Origin of the sequence: Brevundimonas lutea (assembly GCF_003704105.1) — a bacterium.
In the GTDB taxonomy this organism is placed as follows: Bacteria; Pseudomonadota; Alphaproteobacteria; order Caulobacterales; family Caulobacteraceae; genus Brevundimonas; species Brevundimonas lutea.
On sequence record NZ_QUOQ01000003.1, the window covers coordinates 17,712 to 32,839 of the forward strand.

The window sequence follows — 15,128 nt, forward strand, 5'->3', positions numbered from 1 at the left end:
AGTCAGACTTGGATACGGGGGCGACAATGGCGGAAGCGGGCGCGACAATCGGATTGGCGCAGGTCGCTGCCCTGCTGGGCGCCGGCGTTATCGCCGCGCCGGTGTTCCGCAAGCTGGGGCTTGGCTCTGTGCTCGGCTATCTGGCGGCGGGCGTGATCATCGGGCCGTTCGGTCTGAGGCTGTTCTCCGAACCCGAGACCATCCTGCACGTCGCCGAGTTCGGCGTGGTCATCTTTCTTTTCATTATCGGTCTGGAGATGCGGCCGCATCGGCTGTGGAGCCTGAGGCGCGAGATCTTCGGCCTGGGCGCGGCTCAGGTGATGACTTGCGGCCTGTTGCTGACCCTTGTGGCCATGGCGGCGGGCGTGTCGGCGCCCGTAGCCTTTATCGGCGCGATGGGTTTCGTGCTCAGTTCCACCGCCGTGATCATGCAGACGCTGGAGGAGCGTGGTGAGCGCGGCAGCCCGGCGGGCCAGAGGGCGGTGTCGATCCTGCTGCTGGAAGACCTGGCCATCGTGCCGCTGCTGTCGATCGTGGCCATACTGGCCAGCGTCATGGGCACGGCCGGCGAGACGGCGCCGCCGTGGTGGCAGTCCGTGGGCCTGGCGGTGGCGGTGCTGGTCGCGGTGCTGATCGCCGGCCGCTACGTCTCCAACCCAGTGTTCCGCTTCCTGGCCAAGAACGGCGGGCGCGAGACCATGACGGCCGCGGCCCTGCTGGTGGTGGTGCTGGCGGCCTGGGCCATGGACATGGGCGGGCTGTCGATGGCCATGGGCGCCTTCCTGGCCGGGGTGCTGCTGTCGGACTCGACCTTTCGGCATCAGCTGGAGGCCGATGTCGAGCCGTTCCGGGCGATCCTGCTGGGCCTGTTCTTCCTGTCGGTGGGCATGTCGCTGGATCTTGGCGTGGTTGTCGCCGACTGGCGCGTGGTGCTGGCGGGTCTGCTGGCCTTCATGGTGGTCAAGGGCCTGGGCATCTACGGCATCGCCCGGCTGTTCAAGGCCGGCCATCGCGAGGCGCTGGAGCGCAGCGTGCTTTTCGCCCAGGGCGGCGAGTTCGCCTTCGTGCTCTACGCTGCCGCCCTGACCGCCGGGGTGTTCGACGCCCGGGCCGGGTCGGTGATGAGCGCGATCGTCATCCTGTCCATGGCTTTGACCCCGCTGACCATGATCGTCATGCAACGGTTCCTGCCGGCCGAGGAGCCCGATGTGGACGGCGTGGTGGACGTGGAGCGGGCGGACGGCCTGAGGGGCGAGGTGCTGATCATCGGCTTCGGCCGGTTCGCCCAGGTGGTGTCCCAGCCGCTGCTGGCCCGCGATGTCGAGGTCTCCATCATCGAGAACGACGTGGACATGATCCAGGCGGCGGCCCAGTTCGGGTTCAAGGTCTATTACGGCGACGGCTCGCGGCTGGACGTGCTGCACGCCTCCGGCGCGGGGTCGGTGGAGGCGGTGCTGGTCTGCGTCGACAAGCCCGAGGTCGCCGACCGGATCGTCGAGCTGATGAAGGCCGAGTTCCCACTGACCAAGGTGTTTGCCAGGGCCTTCGATCGGGGCCACTCGATCCGGCTGATCGAGGCCGGCGTCGATTACCAGATCCGTGAGACGTTCGAATCGGCGCTGAAGTTCGGTGAGGCGGTGCTGATCGAACTGGGCGCTGATGAAGAGCGGGCCCGCGACACCATCGAGGATGTCCGCCGCCGCGACGCGGCGCGTCTGGACCTGCAGTTGACCGGCGGCCTGACGGCGGGTCGACAGCTGATGCGCGGCAACATGGTCACGCCGCAGCCCGCGCCATATGTGACGCCGCGTCGTCAGGGCGTTGTGGTTACGGAAGAGGCGGACTGAGGACGCACCTGCGTCAGGCCGCCGCGGCGACTGTTCTTGCGAAACATTCTCAACGTCTGTAGGCGTGGCGGACCAACAGTGGAGCTGAGCCCATGATCCGTCGTCCGAACCCGTCCCTGTTCGTCGCCCTGGCGGCCCTCGTCGTCGCCGCCTGCGGTCAGCAGGGCGAGGCCACCGACGCCGCGCCCGCGGCCGGGGAGGGAGGCGAGGTCAATCTCTATACGGCCCGTCACTACGACGCAGACCTGCGCCTGTACGAGATGTTCGAGGAGCAGACCGGCATCCGCATCAACCGGATCGAGGGCAACGCCGACCAGCTGATCGCGCGCATGGAGGCCGAGGGGGACAACAGCCCCGCCGACGTATTCGTGACCGCCGACGCGGGCGCGATGTGGCGCGCCCAGAACGCCGGCCTGCTGCAATCGACCAGCTCCGAGACCCTGAACAGCCGCATCCCCGCGAACCTGCGGGCGCCGGGCGGCGAATGGTACGGCTTCTCGCGTCGCGCGCGCGTGGTGGCCTATGATTCGACCAAGGTGCAGCCCGAGGAGGTCGATACCTATGAGGAACTGGCCTCGCCGCGCTTCCGCGGCCGGTTGTGCGTCCGCTCGGGCGACAACGTCTACAACCTGTCGCTGGTGGGCGCCCTGATCGAGGCCTGGGGCCCCGAGAAGACGCAACAGTGGGTGGAGGGGGTGGTCGCCAACCTGGCCCGCACGCCCGAAGGCGGCGACCGCGACCAGATCCGGGCCATCGCCGCAGGGGTGTGTGAGGTCGCCCTGACCAACAGCTATTACTATATCCGCCTGGCCAACGGGGACGACGCGGGTGATCGCGAGGTCACCGAGACGGTCAAGCTGGCCTTCCCGTCGCTGGACGGCCAGGGCTCGCATGTGAACATCTCGGGCGGCGGCGTGGCGGCCAATGCGCCGAACCGCGACAACGCCGTGCGCCTGCTGGAATTCCTGTCGTCGCCGGAGGCACAGACCCTGGTGTCGCAGTATAATAACGAGTTCCCGGCCAGTCCCGACGTGGCCGCGCCAGCCCCGGTCGACGCCTACGCCGACTTCACGGCCCATCCGATGTCGGTGGCGGTCTATGGTCAGAACCAAGCCCAGGCCCAGTCGATGATCAGCGCGGCGGGCTGGCGATAACGGCGACCGACGCCACGAACAGGAAGGAGGCCCGCCTGGTCGCGAGACGGGGCGGGCCTTCGCCATTGCGGCTGCTGGCCCTGCTGGCGGCGGCGACGGCGCTGCTGCCTCTGGTCGGGGTGGTGATCGCGGCCCTGTCGGGACCGGGCGCGGACATCGCCGCGCGGGACGTGGCCCGCTACGCCCTGACCTCGGCTGTGCTGGCGGCGCTGGTGGCGTTGGTCACCGCCGTCGTGGGATCGGTCGCGGCGTGGCTGGTGGTGATGCACCGGTTTCCGGGACGGGGGGTGTTCGCCTGGGCCCTGGCCCTGCCGCTGGCGGCCCCGGCCTTCGCCCTGGCCTATGCCTATGCCGACCTGCTGGACGTGGCCGGGCCGCTGAGATTCTGGATGCGGGACGCGCTGGGGTTCGATCTGGCGATCCAGATGCGATCCGTCCCCGGCGCGGTGCTGGTGCTGGGCTGCGCCTTCTACCCCTACGTCTATCTGGCCATGCGCGCCGCCCTGGTGAACCAGTCGGTCAGCGCCGTGGAGGCCGCGCGGATGCTTGGCGCCAGTCCGGCGCGCGCTGTGTGGCGCGTGGCAGTGCCGCTGGCTCGGCCGGCCTTGGCGGCGGGCGTGGCCCTGGCGGTGATGGAGACCCTGGCCGACTACGGCGCGGTGCAGTTCCTGGCGGTCCAGACCCTGACCACTGGTGTGGTGCGGGCCTGGTCGGTCTATGGCTCGACCGCCTCGGCGGCCCAGTTCGCCCTGCCGCTGATGGCGACGGCGGCCGTGCTGCTGTGGCTGGAGCGGTGGGGACGAAAGGGCCGGGGCTTCGAGACGACAGGCGCCCGCTGGCGGCCGCTGCCGGTGACGGACCTCAAGGGATGGCGCGCGGCCCTGGCGACGGGCTTCTGCGTCCTGCTGCTGACGGTCGCTTTGATCCTGCCGATGGGGTGGCTGCTGGTCAGTTCGATCGATGTCAGGCCGGAGTGGCCACGCCTGATCGAGGCCGGACGCAACACCCTGTTGATGGGCGTGACGGGCGCGGTGGTAACCGTGGCCTTGGCGACCCTGCTGGCCCTCGGAGCGGACAAGCTGCCGGTCACGGCGCGGGTGGCTGGGCTGGGCTATGCGACGCCGGGGGCGGTGATGGCGATCGGACTGCTGCTGCCCGCCGGTCTGGTCTGGAGCCTGATCCCCGGGGCGACGACGGGTCTGGGCGCCGGAGTGATCCTGCTGATTTACGCCTATGCCGCCCGACTGATGGCGGCGGCGGTCGAGCCGATCGAGGCCGGCCTGGCCAAGGTGACGCCGTCGATGGTGCGGTCGGCTCGGGCTCTGGGGCGCTCGGAACTGGGCGCTGCCTGGGCGGTGCGGCTGCCGCTGGCGCGGGGCGCGCTGCTCACGGCCGGTTTGATCGTACTGGTGGATGTGCTCAAGGAACTGCCCGCGACCCTGATCCTCAGGCCGTTCAACTTCGACACCCTGGCGGTCATGGCCTCCAACTACGCCCTGGACGAACGCCTGCCCCAGGCCGGATGGCCGTCGCTGATCATCGTCGGTCTGGCCCTGCCGGGCGTGATCTGGCTGACCCGCCGGGTGGCGGCTTCGCGGCCGGGGTCGGACGCATGACGGGCGAGGTGCTGACCGTGCGGGGGGCGACCCGTCGCTATGGCGGGCGGATGGCGGTGGAGGACGCGGACCTCACTCTGACGCCCGGTCGGATCACGGCGCTGCTCGGACCCTCGGGCTGTGGCAAGAGCACCCTGTTGCGCCAGATCGCCGGGCTTGAGCCGGTGGACGCCGGCTCGATCCATCTGGGCGACCGGCTGCTGTCGGAACCCGGGCGCCAGGTCGCGCCGCAGGACCGGGGCATCGGCTTGCTGTTCCAGGACTACGCCCTGTTTCCGCATCTGAGCGTGCTCGACAACGTCACCTTCGGCCTGCGCCATCTGCCGCGCGAGCGGCGACGCAAGCGGGCTCTGGCCGAGCTGGATCGGGTCCACCTGGCCGACCGCGCGGCGGCCTGGCCGCATCAGTTGTCGGGCGGTGAGCAGCAGCGCGTGGCCCTGGCCCGGGCTCTGGCGCGGGAGCCGGGCGTGATCCTGCTGGACGAACCGTTCTCGGGCCTCGACCGGCATCTGCGCGGCGAGGTGAGGGACCATCTGCTGACGGTGCTCAGGACCCAGGGCGCGGCGGTGCTGGTGGTCACCCACGACGCCGAGGACGCCCTGATGATGGCCGACGATCTGGCGCTGATGGACGGCGGGCGCATCCTGCAGACGGGGACGCCCGAGGCCTGCTACCGCGCCCCGGTCTCGGCGGTGGCGGCAGAACTGCTTGGGGAGATCCAGGTGCTGGAGGCGACGGTCGTCGATGGGGTGGCGGAGACGGCGTTCGGGCCCGTGCAGGCGCACGGCGTCCCTGAGGGTCTGGCGAGTGTCCTTGTCCGCTCCGACCAGCTGACGCCAGCGGCCGAGGGCGTCGAGGCGCGCGTGACGGGGGTGCGGTTTCTGGGGGCGGAGCATCAGGTGTCGGTGGCGCGCGGCGCGGCGCGGGCGCGGTTTCGAGCGACAGGGTCGCCGCCGACCGTGGGCGAGGTCATCACCGTCCGCCTGACGGTCGGGCGCGAGGCGGTGCTGGCGGCGAAACGCTGAGGACACGTCGCCGCGCCGGGTCCGCCGGGCTGGTCTTCGTGGGATCGGTGGTCGATAGATTGCGACCCGGCGACTCGGCCGGGCGATGAGAGACGGGGACGAGGATGCACGGACGATCGATGGGCGTGGCGACAACGGCGCTGATCCTGGCGGCGGGACTGGCGATGACCGGGCCGGTGCTGGCGCAGGACGCGGCCGCGCAGGCGGGGCCGGCCTATCAGGATGCACCCGCGCCGATCGACGCCATTCTGGACACCGACCCCACCCCAACGCCGAGCCTGAGCCCTGAACGCGAGAGGCTGGCGCTGTTCGATCGGTCGAACCTGCCGCCGATCTCGGAGCTGGCCGAGCCGATGCTCAAGCTGGCCGGCTATCGCATCAATCCGCGAAACAACGGGCCGGCCAACAGTCGGGTCAGCTGGCTGACCGGCATCAGCTTCCAGCCGGTCGCGGGCGGCGAGCCGCGTCGCGTCGCCCTGCCGGGGGGCGCGCGGTTGACGGCGCCGTCCTGGTCGCCGACGGGGGATCATGTCGCCTTCCTGATGGGGCAGGCGGACGGGCTGGAGCTGTGGGTCGCCGACGCCGCCTCGGGCGAGGCGCGGCGGCTGACGGATGCGCGGGTCAACGCCGCTTCGGGCTCGGGCTTTTCCTGGCTGCCTGACGGCTCCGGCCTGGTCGCCCGCATGACGCCGGAAGGCCGGGGCGCGGCGCCCGACGTCAGTCGGCCGCCGACCGGTCCGATCGTCGAGGAGACGGCCGGACGCGCCGCGCCGGTCCGGACCTATCAGGACCTGCTGTCGAACGCCGGGGACGAGGCCCTGTTCGACCACTATTTCACCAGCCAGCTAACCCTCTTACCGCTGAACGGCGCCGCGCGGCCGATCGGCGAACCGGGCGTGATCCTGGGCGTGTCGCCGTCGCCGGACGGCCGCTTCCTGCTGCAGACCCGGGCCAAGCGGCCGTACAGCTATGTGGTGCCCGCCGCCCTGTTCCCGTCCGAGGTGACGGTCACCGATCTGAATGGCCAGGTGGTGCATCAGGTCGCCGACCTGCCGTTGCGCGACAACATTCCGCCGCCGTTTGACTCGGTGGCCACCGGCCCGCGCTCGATCAACTGGCGCGCCGACGCGGACGCGACCCTGGTCTGGACCGAGGCCCAGGACGGCGGCGACAGCCGCGCCGAGGCCGCCGTGCGCGACCGTGTCTTCATGCTGGCCGCGCCCTTCTCGGGCGAGCCGACAACCCTGATCGATCTCGACAAGCGCTATTCCGGCGTGGACTGGGGCCGCGATGATGTGGCCATCGTCAACAGCCGCTGGTTCAACGACCGCAGCGAGGCGCGCTACCTCGTCGATCCGTCCCAGCCGGGGCAGGGACGTGTGCTGGTCGAGCGCAACTATCAGGATCGGTACAACGATCCCGGATCGCCCCTGGTCGAACCCAATGACCAGGGCCGGTACGTCATGCAATTCGTCGACGGCGGCGACGCCATCCTGCTGGAAGGCGCGGGCGCGACGCGCCAGGGCTCCTTCCCCTTCCTGGCCAAGCAGAACATCCAGAGCGGCGAGATCGAGCGGCTGTGGGCCTCGGTCTCTGGTGAATATGAAACCATCGTCGGCCTGCTGGACCCCGAGGGCCGGCGGCTGGTGACGCGGCGGGAGACGCGGCTGGATCCGCCCAACCTACAGATCCGCGACGTGGCCTCGAACAGCCTGACGGCCCTGACCAACTTCCCCGACCCGGCGCCGCAGCTGGCCAATGTGTCCCGTGAGCTGATCGCCTATGAGCGCGCGGACGGGGTGCAGCTGTCGGGCACCCTCTATCTGCCCGAGGGCTATGACGCCCAGCGTGACGGGCCGCTGCCGCTGGTGATGTGGGCCTATCCGGCCGAATTCACCGACGCCGCCGTGGCCGGTCAGGTGGTGGATACCGACAACCGCTTCGTGCGGCCCGGTGGCTCCAGCCATCTGTTCCTGCTGACCCAGGGCTATGCAGTGCTCGACAACCCGACCATGCCGATCGTCGGCCGCGACGGGGCCGAGCCCAACGACACCTATATCGAACAGCTGCGCATGAGCGCCGAGGCGGCGGTTAAGGCGGTGGTCGATCGCGGCGTCGCCGATCCGAACCGGATCGCCGTGGGCGGCCACAGCTACGGCGCCTTCATGACTGCCAACCTGCTGGCCCACACCGACCTGTTCAAGGCCGGGATCGCGCGCTCGGGCGCCTATAACCGCACCCTGACGCCGTTCGGCTTTCAGGCCGAGCAGCGCACCTATTGGGAGGCCGGCGACACCTACACGGAGATGTCGCCCTTCACCTTCGCCGATCAGGTCAATGAGCCGATCCTGCTGATCCACGGCCAGGACGACGACAATTCCGGCACCTTCCCGGTGCAGTCCGAGCGCTTCTACGCGGCCCTGAAGGGACACGGGGCGACGGTCCGCTATGTCGTCCTGCCGCTGGAGGCCCACGGCTATCGCGCCCGCGAGTCGGTCGGCCATACGCTTTGGGAAATGACCCGCTGGCTGGACCAGCACGTGAAGGGCGATGTCTCGGCCCAAGGCTCGCCCTAGGCCGGGTTTCGCGCTAGGCGGTGCGCCGTTTCTTCGAGGAGGCGTTCCGCGTGACGGCCGTTCCCGCCCACAGGCTGTCCGTCGCCCCGATGATGGACTGGACGGACCGGCATTGCCGGGCGTTCCACCGCGTCCTGACGCGGCGGGCGCTGCTCTATACGGAGATGGTCACGGCGCCGGCGGTGATCCACGGCGACCGCGAGCGGCTGCTGGGCTTCGATCCGTGCGAGCATCCCGTGGCGCTGCAATTGGGAGGGTCCGAGCCGGCGCAGCTGGCCGAGGCGGCGCGGATCGGCGCCGACATGGGCTACGACGAGATCAATCTGAACGTCGGCTGCCCGTCCGACCGGGTGCAGTCGGGACGGTTCGGCGCCTGCCTGATGCGCGAGCCCCAACTGGTCGCCGAGTGTATGGCGGCGATCCGCGAGGCGGTCGCCGTGCCCGCCACGGTCAAATGCCGGATCGGCGTAGACGATCAGGAGCCGAGCGAGAGCCTGTTCGCCACGGTCGACGCCTCCGCGGCCGTCGGCATCACCACCTTCATCGTACACGCCCGCAAGGCCTGGCTGAAGGGCCTGTCGCCCAAGGAGAACCGGGACATCCCGCCGCTGGACTACGCCCTGGTGCGGCGGTTGAAGCGCGAACGGCCTGAGCTGACCGTGGTCATCAACGGCGGAATCGCCTCGCTGGACGAGGCCGAAACCCATTTGGATGACGCCGATGGCGTCCAATTGGATGGTGTCATGCTGGGGCGCGTCGCCTATCATGAGCCGGCTCTCCTGGGTCAGGTCGATCGGCGGCTGTTCGGCGAGGCGGGGTCGGACATCGATCCGTTCAGCGCGATCGAGGCCTACAAGCCCTATCTGACCGCGCGGCTGGAAGAGGGTATCGGCCTGGCGTCTATGACCCGGCACATGCTGGGCGTGATGCACGGTCGTCCGGGCGCGCGAACGTTCCGCCGCATCCTGACCGTGGAGGCGATCGCCCCGGGAGCGGCCTTGGAGGTGGTCGATCGCGCCATGGACGCGGTGCGCGAGGCCGAGGCGCGGCGCGACAGCCGCGCGGATCAGGCCGCGTGACCAGTCTGCCGCTGGCCGAACTGGCCGGGCTGGTGGCGGCCCTGTTGGCGGCGGGGGTGCTGGCGGGGCTGGTGGCCGGGTTGTTCGGCGTCGGGGGCGGCACGGTGATGGTGCCGGCGCTGTTCTACGCCTTTTCGGTGCTGGGCGTGGGCGGCGAGCACAATCTGCATGTGGCGGTGGGGACGTCGCTGGCGGTCATCGTGGCGGTGTCGGTCCGATCGCTGGCCGCGCACAGGGGGCATGGCGCGGTCGATGAGACGGTGCTGCGCCAGTGGACGCCGTGGGTGGCTCTGGGCGGGCTGATCGGGGCGATCATCGCCGGATTCGCCTCGATGGCCGCGCTGGGCATCGTCTATGCGGCCTGTCTGATGCTGGTGGCGGCCCAGATGGGCCTGCTTCCTGAGCGGATAACGCTGAGGCGCGACTTGCCTGACGGCCCGCTGCGCGGCCTGCTGGGGACGCTGATCGGCCTGTTGTCGGCGATGATGGGGGTGGGCGGCGGCAGCCTGGGCGGCATGCTGATGACCCTGTGCGGTCGCCCCATCCACCAGGCGGTGGCGACCGCCTCGGGCTTCGGTCTGGCCATCGGCCTGCCGGCGGCGCTGGGGTTCATCGCCTTCGGTTGGAGCGCCGACGGACGGCCGCCGTTGTCCCTGGGGTTTGTCAATCTGCCCGGAGCCCTGATCATGGGCGTAGTGACCGTGGGCGTAGCCCCCTACGGCGCGCGGCTGGCCCACCGGCTGGATCGCCGCACCTTGCGCCGCGCCTTCGCGGTCTTCCTGGCGCTGACGGCGATCTCGGTGGTGGTGAAGGCGCTCTAGGCCGTCAGGGTCAGGCGATCGGGCGTGGCCTCGATCTTCGACAGGCGACCCAGATAGCTCATGCCCAGTAGGGACGTCTTGAGACCGCGCTCGACAACCAGGGCCTCGACGCCCGCCACCTCGACGCCATCGACCGAAACGGTTCGCAGCCGAACGCGAGCGGCGCGAGTTTCGCCGCCGGCGGTATGGACCACCTGGTCGAAGTCTGACGCGATCAGGCGATGACCCAGGCGCAACGCGTCGTCGCGGGTCAGGGCGACCGTGCTGGCGCCGGTATCGACCAGAAGCCGCACCCGCCGGCCGTCCATTTCGGCCTCGGCCCAATAGTGACCGTCGTCCGCGCGATCAACGCGCGCCACGCCGCCGGTGGCTGGTTTGGCAGGCGCGGCGACGGCGACGACCGGGGCCGGAACAGCCTCGCGATCGGACGCCATGGCCTCGAAGCCGTGGACGGTCAGCAGGGCGACGGACGTGGCCACCGCTACAAGGCCCAGGGATGACAGGTCGATCCGCACCATCGCACTCACGCACGCGCCGCTTCTGCGGCTGATGAGAGCCCTTATGAACCGACGGCCGTATGAGTCCGGTGAAAAGACGTGCCTAGGCGAAGGTTAACGCGGGCGAGGCTCCGGTCACCGCATTTCGGGAGGCAGGCGGTCACGGCGAGACGGCAGGTCGGCCATGACCTGCTCGCGTCTCTCGTCAGTGAAGAGAGCCCATTCCGCGATCTCCGGCAGGGTGCGCAAGCAGCCCAGGCAGAGACCCGAGGCGCCGTCGACGACACAGACCTTGATGCACGGGGTGGCGATGGCTTTCGGAGGCGACATCTTGAAAACGGCCTAGCTGGAAACCATCTCCGACGCGATGCGAAACGACGAAGAGGGCGGTCCACGCCCCCAGTGATCGGCCCGAAAGGGCTCGCGTCTCCCTTCATCGTTCTTTCGAAAGGAGACCTCATGAACGATCGAATCCACAGACTGCAGGACGCGCTGATGGGCTTCGCCCTGATGGGCGGAACGGCGCTGAACGTGCGGAACATGCCGGTCAACAGGCTGCGGCGTCGCCCGCTGGAGCGGCTGACCAACAGCCTGAAGGCGCCCAGAGCCGCCTTCTGATCCCAACGGCCCTTGCGGTCCGACGCCCCGGTCTTCACCAAGGCCGGGGTTTTGCACGTCTGGAGCCGGGAATGTCCGATCTGATCCGCACCGAACGCCGTGGCGGCGTCCTGATCTGGACCCTGGCCCGGCCCGACCGGCTGAACGCCCTACCGGACCTCACCGATGGCGACGCATTCGCGGCGGCCTGCGACGCCGCCAACGGCGATGGCGACATCCGCTGCGTCGTGCTGACGGGGGAGGGCAGGGCGTTCTCGGCCGGGGGCGACCTGAAGGCCATGCGTGACCGCCGCGACCTGTTCGCAGGATCTGGCGCGGAAATCCGCGAGCGCTATCGCCGCGTCGTGCACCGGATCGTGCGCAGCCTATACGGACTGGAGTTGCCGCTGATCGCGGCGATCAACGGGCCGGCGATGGGGCTGGGCTGCGATATCGCCGGGCTGGCCGACATCCGGATCGCCTCGGACCGGGCCAGCTTCGGCGTTCCATTTCTCAAGCTGGGGCTGATCCCGGGCGACGGGGGTTCGTGGCTGCTGCCGCGCAACATCGGCCATGCCCGGGCGGCGGAGATGTTGTTCACCGGCCGCAGCATCGACGCAGAGACGGCAGAGCGCTGGGGGCTGGTCAACCGGGTCGTGCCTCACGAGAGGCTGATGGCCGAGGCGCTGGCCGAGGCGGAGGTCGTGGCCGCCCAGCCGCCCCAGGCCCTGCGCATAGCCAAGTCACTGCTGCGTCAGGGTCGGGACATGAGCCTGGACCAGATGCTGGAGCTGTCAGCGGCGACGCAGGCGCTGGCCCACCTGACCGACGACCACCGGGAAGGTGTCAGTGCGGTGATCGAGAAGCGGCCGGGGCGGTTCGAGGGTCGTTGACCCGGTTTAGCCGACCTTCTTCATGGCCCGTTCGGGCGGAACGCCGACCGAGGCTTCGCGAGGCGCGCCGGCGGCTTCGCCGGGCTTCATGAACTTGACCAGCACCCGCTGACCGATCAGCAGCGGCGCGTCGCCGGCCGAGACCACCACCTCGACCACACGCTCGTCCGACCGCTGGGACGGATCGTCGGAGGCCAGTTTGCGGGCCCCGAACACCGCCGCGCGACGCATGACGGCGCCGACGTAGTTCTTGGATGGATCGCCCTCGGGCTGGATCTCCACGGCCTGGCCGGCGGAGATGCTGGGGATGTCGGCCTCGACGATTTCGGCGCGGACGATCCGCTCGGTATCCGGCTCCAGATCAAACATGGTCGAGACGTTCAGGGTCGAGGCGCCGGCGCCCGGGTTGGCATAGCGGCGCACGATCCGGCCCGCCGTCGGCGCGCGGATCACAGTCAGCTCCAGATTATAGGCGGCCTCACGCAGCCGGGCGCGGGCGGTCGCCACGGCGGCCTGCTGCGACTGGCGACGGGCCTGGGCGGTGGCGATGGCGTCGCGGGCCTGATCGATACGCTGGGCGGCGATGAAATTGCTGTCGACCAGCCCCTGCAGACGCTCGAACTCGCGCTGGGCGGTGTTGATCTCGACGTCGGTCATGGCGATCTGGCTCTCGGCCTGGGCCACCTCGGCCTGGGCGCGGGACAGGGCCAGGCGCGGCTCGTCGTCTTCCTGGCGGGCCAGAATCTGGCCGGCCACCACCATGTCACCCTCCTGAACCAGTACGTCGCGCACCACGCCGCCGCGCCTCGCCGCGACCTGGATCAGGCCGCCCTCGACATCGACGCGCCCATTGGCGATGGCGGCGTAAGGGCTTTCGACCTCCGTCTCCGCGGCCTTCTCGACGGCGGCGAGGCGCGCCTGGGCCGAGCGCTGCATGAACAGGAAGCCGCCGACGATCAGCACCAGCAGGATCAGGCCGATCCAGAGCCACTTGTTTTTCAGGAAGGCGGGCATGGGCTTATCCGGTCACAAGATCAGTGGTGGGACGCCAGGACGGCGTTGGGGTCGGGGACGCGGCGTTCATCGCTGACGATCACGCCATCCTCGATGTGGATGACCCGGTCGGCCCAGGCCTCGAGGCGCGGGTCGTGGGTGACGCAGATGACGGCGGCGCCGTGATCGGAGGCCGCGCGGCGCAGCAGGCGGATGACCACCTGGCCGTTCTCGCCGTCCAGCGCCGAGGTCGGTTCGTCAGCGAACAGGATTTTCGGGTCCTTGGCGAGGGCGCGGGCGATGGCGACACGTTGCTTTTCGCCACCCGACAGCGACGACGGTTTCTGGTGAAGGCGTGGCCCCAGGCCGACCTCTTCCAGAGCGAGGGTGGCGCGCTTCCTGGCCCGATCCTTGGACAGGCCCTGATACTTCAACACTGTCTCGACCTGCTGCAGAGCCGTCAGGGCCGGGAACAGGTTGAAGCCCTGGAAGATGAAGCCGCAGTGGTCCAGGCGGAACTTGTCGATGCGGCCGGGCGACAGCTTCCAGAGATTGTCGACGTCCAGGGCGTCCACCTGTCCCTTTTCCGGCCGCAGCAGGCCGGACAGGGCCGCGATCAGGGTCGATTTGCCCGAGCCGGACGGGCCCATGACCATGGTCAGATCGCCGTGGCGGGCGTCGAAGTCCACGCCCTTCAGCACCTCGACGAAGCCACGGCCGCTCTTGAAGCGCTTGACCAGCCCCTTGGCCTCGACGGCGAAGTCGCCGTGGGCTCCGTGAACCTTGGTGTGGGCGTTCATCGCAGCAGGTCCGCGGGTTGGCTCTTGCGCAGGATGCCGAGCGACAGGAGGCCGGAGAGCATGGCGATGGCGATCAGGCCGCCGCCGACGATGATCAGAAGGATCGGGGGCAGGGCGATGATCACGGCGTTGGCCGAGGCCAAAAGGCCGATTAGCCACGTCAGGGTGATGGCCGCCACCACGCCGACGCAGCCGACCCAGAAGCTGAGCTCCAGCACGATGCGGCGGAGACTTCCCATGCTGACGCCCAAGGCGCGCAGGGAGGCGAATTCCTTGATGTTGGCCATGATGGCGCCGCGCAGGGTTTGCCAGGTGATGGCCACCCCGATGATGACGCCCAGCACCACACAGCCGCCGATGATGATGACCAGGATGCCTTCCTCGAACATGGCGTTGGCGTTGGCCTGGGCCAGTTCGTCACGCGTCCAGGCCTTCCACTGACCCTTACCCATGGCGTTGATCTGGGCGCTGACGATCTCCGGCTGGGATCCGTCGGCCAGCTTGACCATCAGCGGGCCGACGCGGGGTCCGGTGTCCGCCTGGCCCACGCGCCGTAGGGTATCGCGCGACATGACGATGGCCGGCTGCATCATGCTGGGATAGCCGCTGAGCACCGCCGCCACGGTTACGGTCTGGCCGTTGTAGAGCGCCTTGTCGCCCAGCTTGACGCCCAGCTTGGGCAGGGTCGTTTCGTCGATCGCCACCGTGTAGGGCTGGCGCAGGGCGTCGACCAACTCCTCGGAATAGTCGGTCGGGATCGTCACCGCACCCTCATTGGTGTCGATGATCTGGGTCATGACAAAGTTCTGCTTGGGCGCGCCCATCTTTGCGCGCTCGGCCTGGCTCATCGTCGGATCGACGTCGCGCACCGACTGGAAGGTGCCGCCGGCCATGTCGAAGGGCTGAACCTCGTCCACGGCGGGATGGTTGTAGACCTGAGGAATGAAGCGGCGCGGCACGCCCGAGGGGCCGCCGAACAGGGTCTTGGCGCCGGGCTGCATGATGATGATGTCGGCGCTGGAACGCTCGATCTGGGCGGTGAAGCCCTTGCCGATGCCGATGAACACGCCGGTCATGGCAAGCACCAGCAGGCCGGACAGCGCGAGCGCCATCACCGCCGCCATGTAGCGACGCCATTCATACAGAAGTGTGGCCAGAGCCAAGGACATGGCGAACGCGAACCCCCGATATCGCTCCCTGTCTGCGGGAAGAGGGGACGCCCGGTCGAGT

At 69.4% G+C, this 15,128-nt stretch carries 14 protein-coding genes; 9 read left to right on the forward strand and 5 right to left on the reverse strand.

The annotated features are described in order from the left end of the window. The first annotated feature begins 53 nt into the window (after positions 1 to 53). The 7 genes from EES48_RS04100 (at position 54) to EES48_RS04130 (ending at position 10,118) form a co-directional block, all read left to right on the forward strand. Positions 54 to 1,847, forward strand: coding sequence for a monovalent cation:proton antiporter-2 (CPA2) family protein (locus EES48_RS04100; protein ID WP_276309584.1), 1,794 nt, complete (start codon positions 54 to 56; stop codon positions 1,845 to 1,847). A 92-nt stretch (positions 1,848 to 1,939) separates the two neighbouring features. Beyond that, on the forward strand, positions 1,940 to 3,001 hold the full coding sequence (locus EES48_RS04105) for an extracellular solute-binding protein (protein ID WP_122465140.1): 1,062 nt from the start codon (positions 1,940 to 1,942) through the stop codon (positions 2,999 to 3,001). Between the two features lie 65 nt (positions 3,002 to 3,066). Continuing rightward, on the forward strand, positions 3,067 to 4,617 hold the full coding sequence (locus EES48_RS04110; RefSeq protein ID WP_122465141.1) for an ABC transporter permease: 1,551 nt from the start codon (positions 3,067 to 3,069) through the stop codon (positions 4,615 to 4,617). After that, positions 4,614 to 5,642 (forward strand): ABC transporter ATP-binding protein, encoded by a 1,029-nt coding sequence (locus EES48_RS04115; protein WP_205679348.1) that lies wholly within the window; start codon positions 4,614 to 4,616, stop codon positions 5,640 to 5,642. The genes EES48_RS04110 and EES48_RS04115 overlap by 4 nt, the downstream gene beginning before the upstream one ends. A 104-nt stretch (positions 5,643 to 5,746) precedes the next feature. Beyond that, on the forward strand, positions 5,747 to 8,218 hold the full coding sequence (locus tag EES48_RS04120; RefSeq protein ID WP_240623214.1) for a S9 family peptidase: 2,472 nt from the start codon (positions 5,747 to 5,749) through the stop codon (positions 8,216 to 8,218). A gap of 50 nt (positions 8,219 to 8,268) precedes the next feature. After that, positions 8,269 to 9,297: a tRNA dihydrouridine(20/20a) synthase DusA gene (gene dusA / locus EES48_RS04125; protein ID WP_122465678.1), complete on the forward strand. Its 1,029-nt coding sequence runs from the start codon at positions 8,269 to 8,271 to the stop codon at positions 9,295 to 9,297. Then, positions 9,294 to 10,118, forward strand: coding sequence for a sulfite exporter TauE/SafE family protein (locus tag EES48_RS04130; RefSeq protein WP_122465143.1), 825 nt, complete (start codon positions 9,294 to 9,296; stop codon positions 10,116 to 10,118). The genes dusA and EES48_RS04130 overlap by 4 nt, the downstream gene beginning before the upstream one ends. On the opposite strand, the gene EES48_RS04135 is transcribed toward EES48_RS04130, so the two are convergent. Together EES48_RS04135 and EES48_RS04140 are read right to left on the reverse strand one after the other, a co-directional pair. Beyond that, positions 10,115 to 10,636 carry a retropepsin-like aspartic protease family protein gene (locus EES48_RS04135; RefSeq protein WP_122465144.1) on the reverse strand — a complete coding sequence of 174 codons (522 nt, stop codon included), beginning with the start codon at positions 10,634 to 10,636 and terminating at the stop codon, positions 10,115 to 10,117. The two genes, EES48_RS04130 and EES48_RS04135, sit on opposite strands and share 4 nt — an antisense overlap. Before the next feature lie 114 nt (positions 10,637 to 10,750). After that, positions 10,751 to 10,945, reverse strand: a complete 195-nt coding sequence (locus EES48_RS04140; RefSeq protein WP_122465145.1) for a DUF1289 domain-containing protein — start codon at positions 10,943 to 10,945, stop codon at positions 10,751 to 10,753. Positions 10,946 to 11,074: 129 nt separating this feature from the next. Between EES48_RS04140 and EES48_RS14760 the strand changes: the two genes are divergently transcribed. Further along, positions 11,075 to 11,233, forward strand: a complete 159-nt coding sequence (locus EES48_RS14760) for a hypothetical protein (protein ID WP_162998010.1) — start codon at positions 11,075 to 11,077, stop codon at positions 11,231 to 11,233. Positions 11,234 to 11,304: 71 nt separating this feature from the next. After that, positions 11,305 to 12,105: a crotonase/enoyl-CoA hydratase family protein gene (locus tag EES48_RS04145; RefSeq protein WP_122465146.1), complete on the forward strand. Its 801-nt coding sequence runs from the start codon at positions 11,305 to 11,307 to the stop codon at positions 12,103 to 12,105. A 6-nt stretch (positions 12,106 to 12,111) separates the two neighbouring features. On the opposite strand, the gene EES48_RS04150 is transcribed toward EES48_RS04145, so the two are convergent. The 3 genes from EES48_RS04150 to EES48_RS04160 are packed head-to-tail and all read right to left on the reverse strand — an operon-like array spanning position 12,112 to position 15,067. After that, positions 12,112 to 13,119 carry an HlyD family secretion protein gene (locus EES48_RS04150; protein ID WP_122465147.1) on the reverse strand — a complete coding sequence of 336 codons (1,008 nt, stop codon included), beginning with the start codon at positions 13,117 to 13,119 and terminating at the stop codon, positions 12,112 to 12,114. A gap of 20 nt (positions 13,120 to 13,139) precedes the next feature. Further along, on the reverse strand, positions 13,140 to 13,898 hold the full coding sequence (locus EES48_RS04155; protein ID WP_122465148.1) for an ABC transporter ATP-binding protein: 759 nt from the start codon (positions 13,896 to 13,898) through the stop codon (positions 13,140 to 13,142). Next, the gene (locus EES48_RS04160) at positions 13,895 to 15,067 is read right to left on the reverse strand and encodes an ABC transporter permease (RefSeq protein WP_122465149.1); all 1,173 of its coding nucleotides are present in this window, start codon (positions 15,065 to 15,067) and stop codon (positions 13,895 to 13,897) included. The genes EES48_RS04155 and EES48_RS04160 overlap by 4 nt, the downstream gene beginning before the upstream one ends. Between the last annotated feature and the right edge of the window lie 61 nt (positions 15,068 to 15,128).

Bases quoted from the DNA above. Each gene is read 5' to 3' on its own strand.
- EES48_RS04105 (WP_122465140.1), top strand. From the start codon at position 1,940: ATGATCCGTCGTCCGAACCCGTCCCTGTTCGTCGCCCTGGCGGCCCTC.
- EES48_RS04115 (WP_205679348.1), top strand. From the start codon at position 4,614: ATGACGGGCGAGGTGCTGACCGTGCGGGGGGCGACCCGTCGCTATGGC.
- EES48_RS04120 (WP_240623214.1), top strand. From the start codon at position 5,747: ATGCACGGACGATCGATGGGCGTGGCGACAACGGCGCTGATCCTGGCG.
- EES48_RS04135 (WP_122465144.1), bottom strand. From the start codon at position 10,636: ATGGTGCGGATCGACCTGTCATCCCTGGGCCTTGTAGCGGTGGCCACG.
- EES48_RS04140 (WP_122465145.1), bottom strand. From the start codon at position 10,945: ATGTCGCCTCCGAAAGCCATCGCCACCCCGTGCATCAAGGTCTGTGTC.
- EES48_RS14760 (WP_162998010.1), top strand. From the start codon at position 11,075: ATGAACGATCGAATCCACAGACTGCAGGACGCGCTGATGGGCTTCGCC.
- EES48_RS04145 (WP_122465146.1), top strand. From the start codon at position 11,305: ATGTCCGATCTGATCCGCACCGAACGCCGTGGCGGCGTCCTGATCTGG.
- EES48_RS04150 (WP_122465147.1), bottom strand. From the start codon at position 13,119: ATGCCCGCCTTCCTGAAAAACAAGTGGCTCTGGATCGGCCTGATCCTG.
- EES48_RS04155 (WP_122465148.1), bottom strand. From the start codon at position 13,898: ATGAACGCCCACACCAAGGTTCACGGAGCCCACGGCGACTTCGCCGTC.
- EES48_RS04160 (WP_122465149.1), bottom strand. From the start codon at position 15,067: ATGTCCTTGGCTCTGGCCACACTTCTGTATGAATGGCGTCGCTACATG.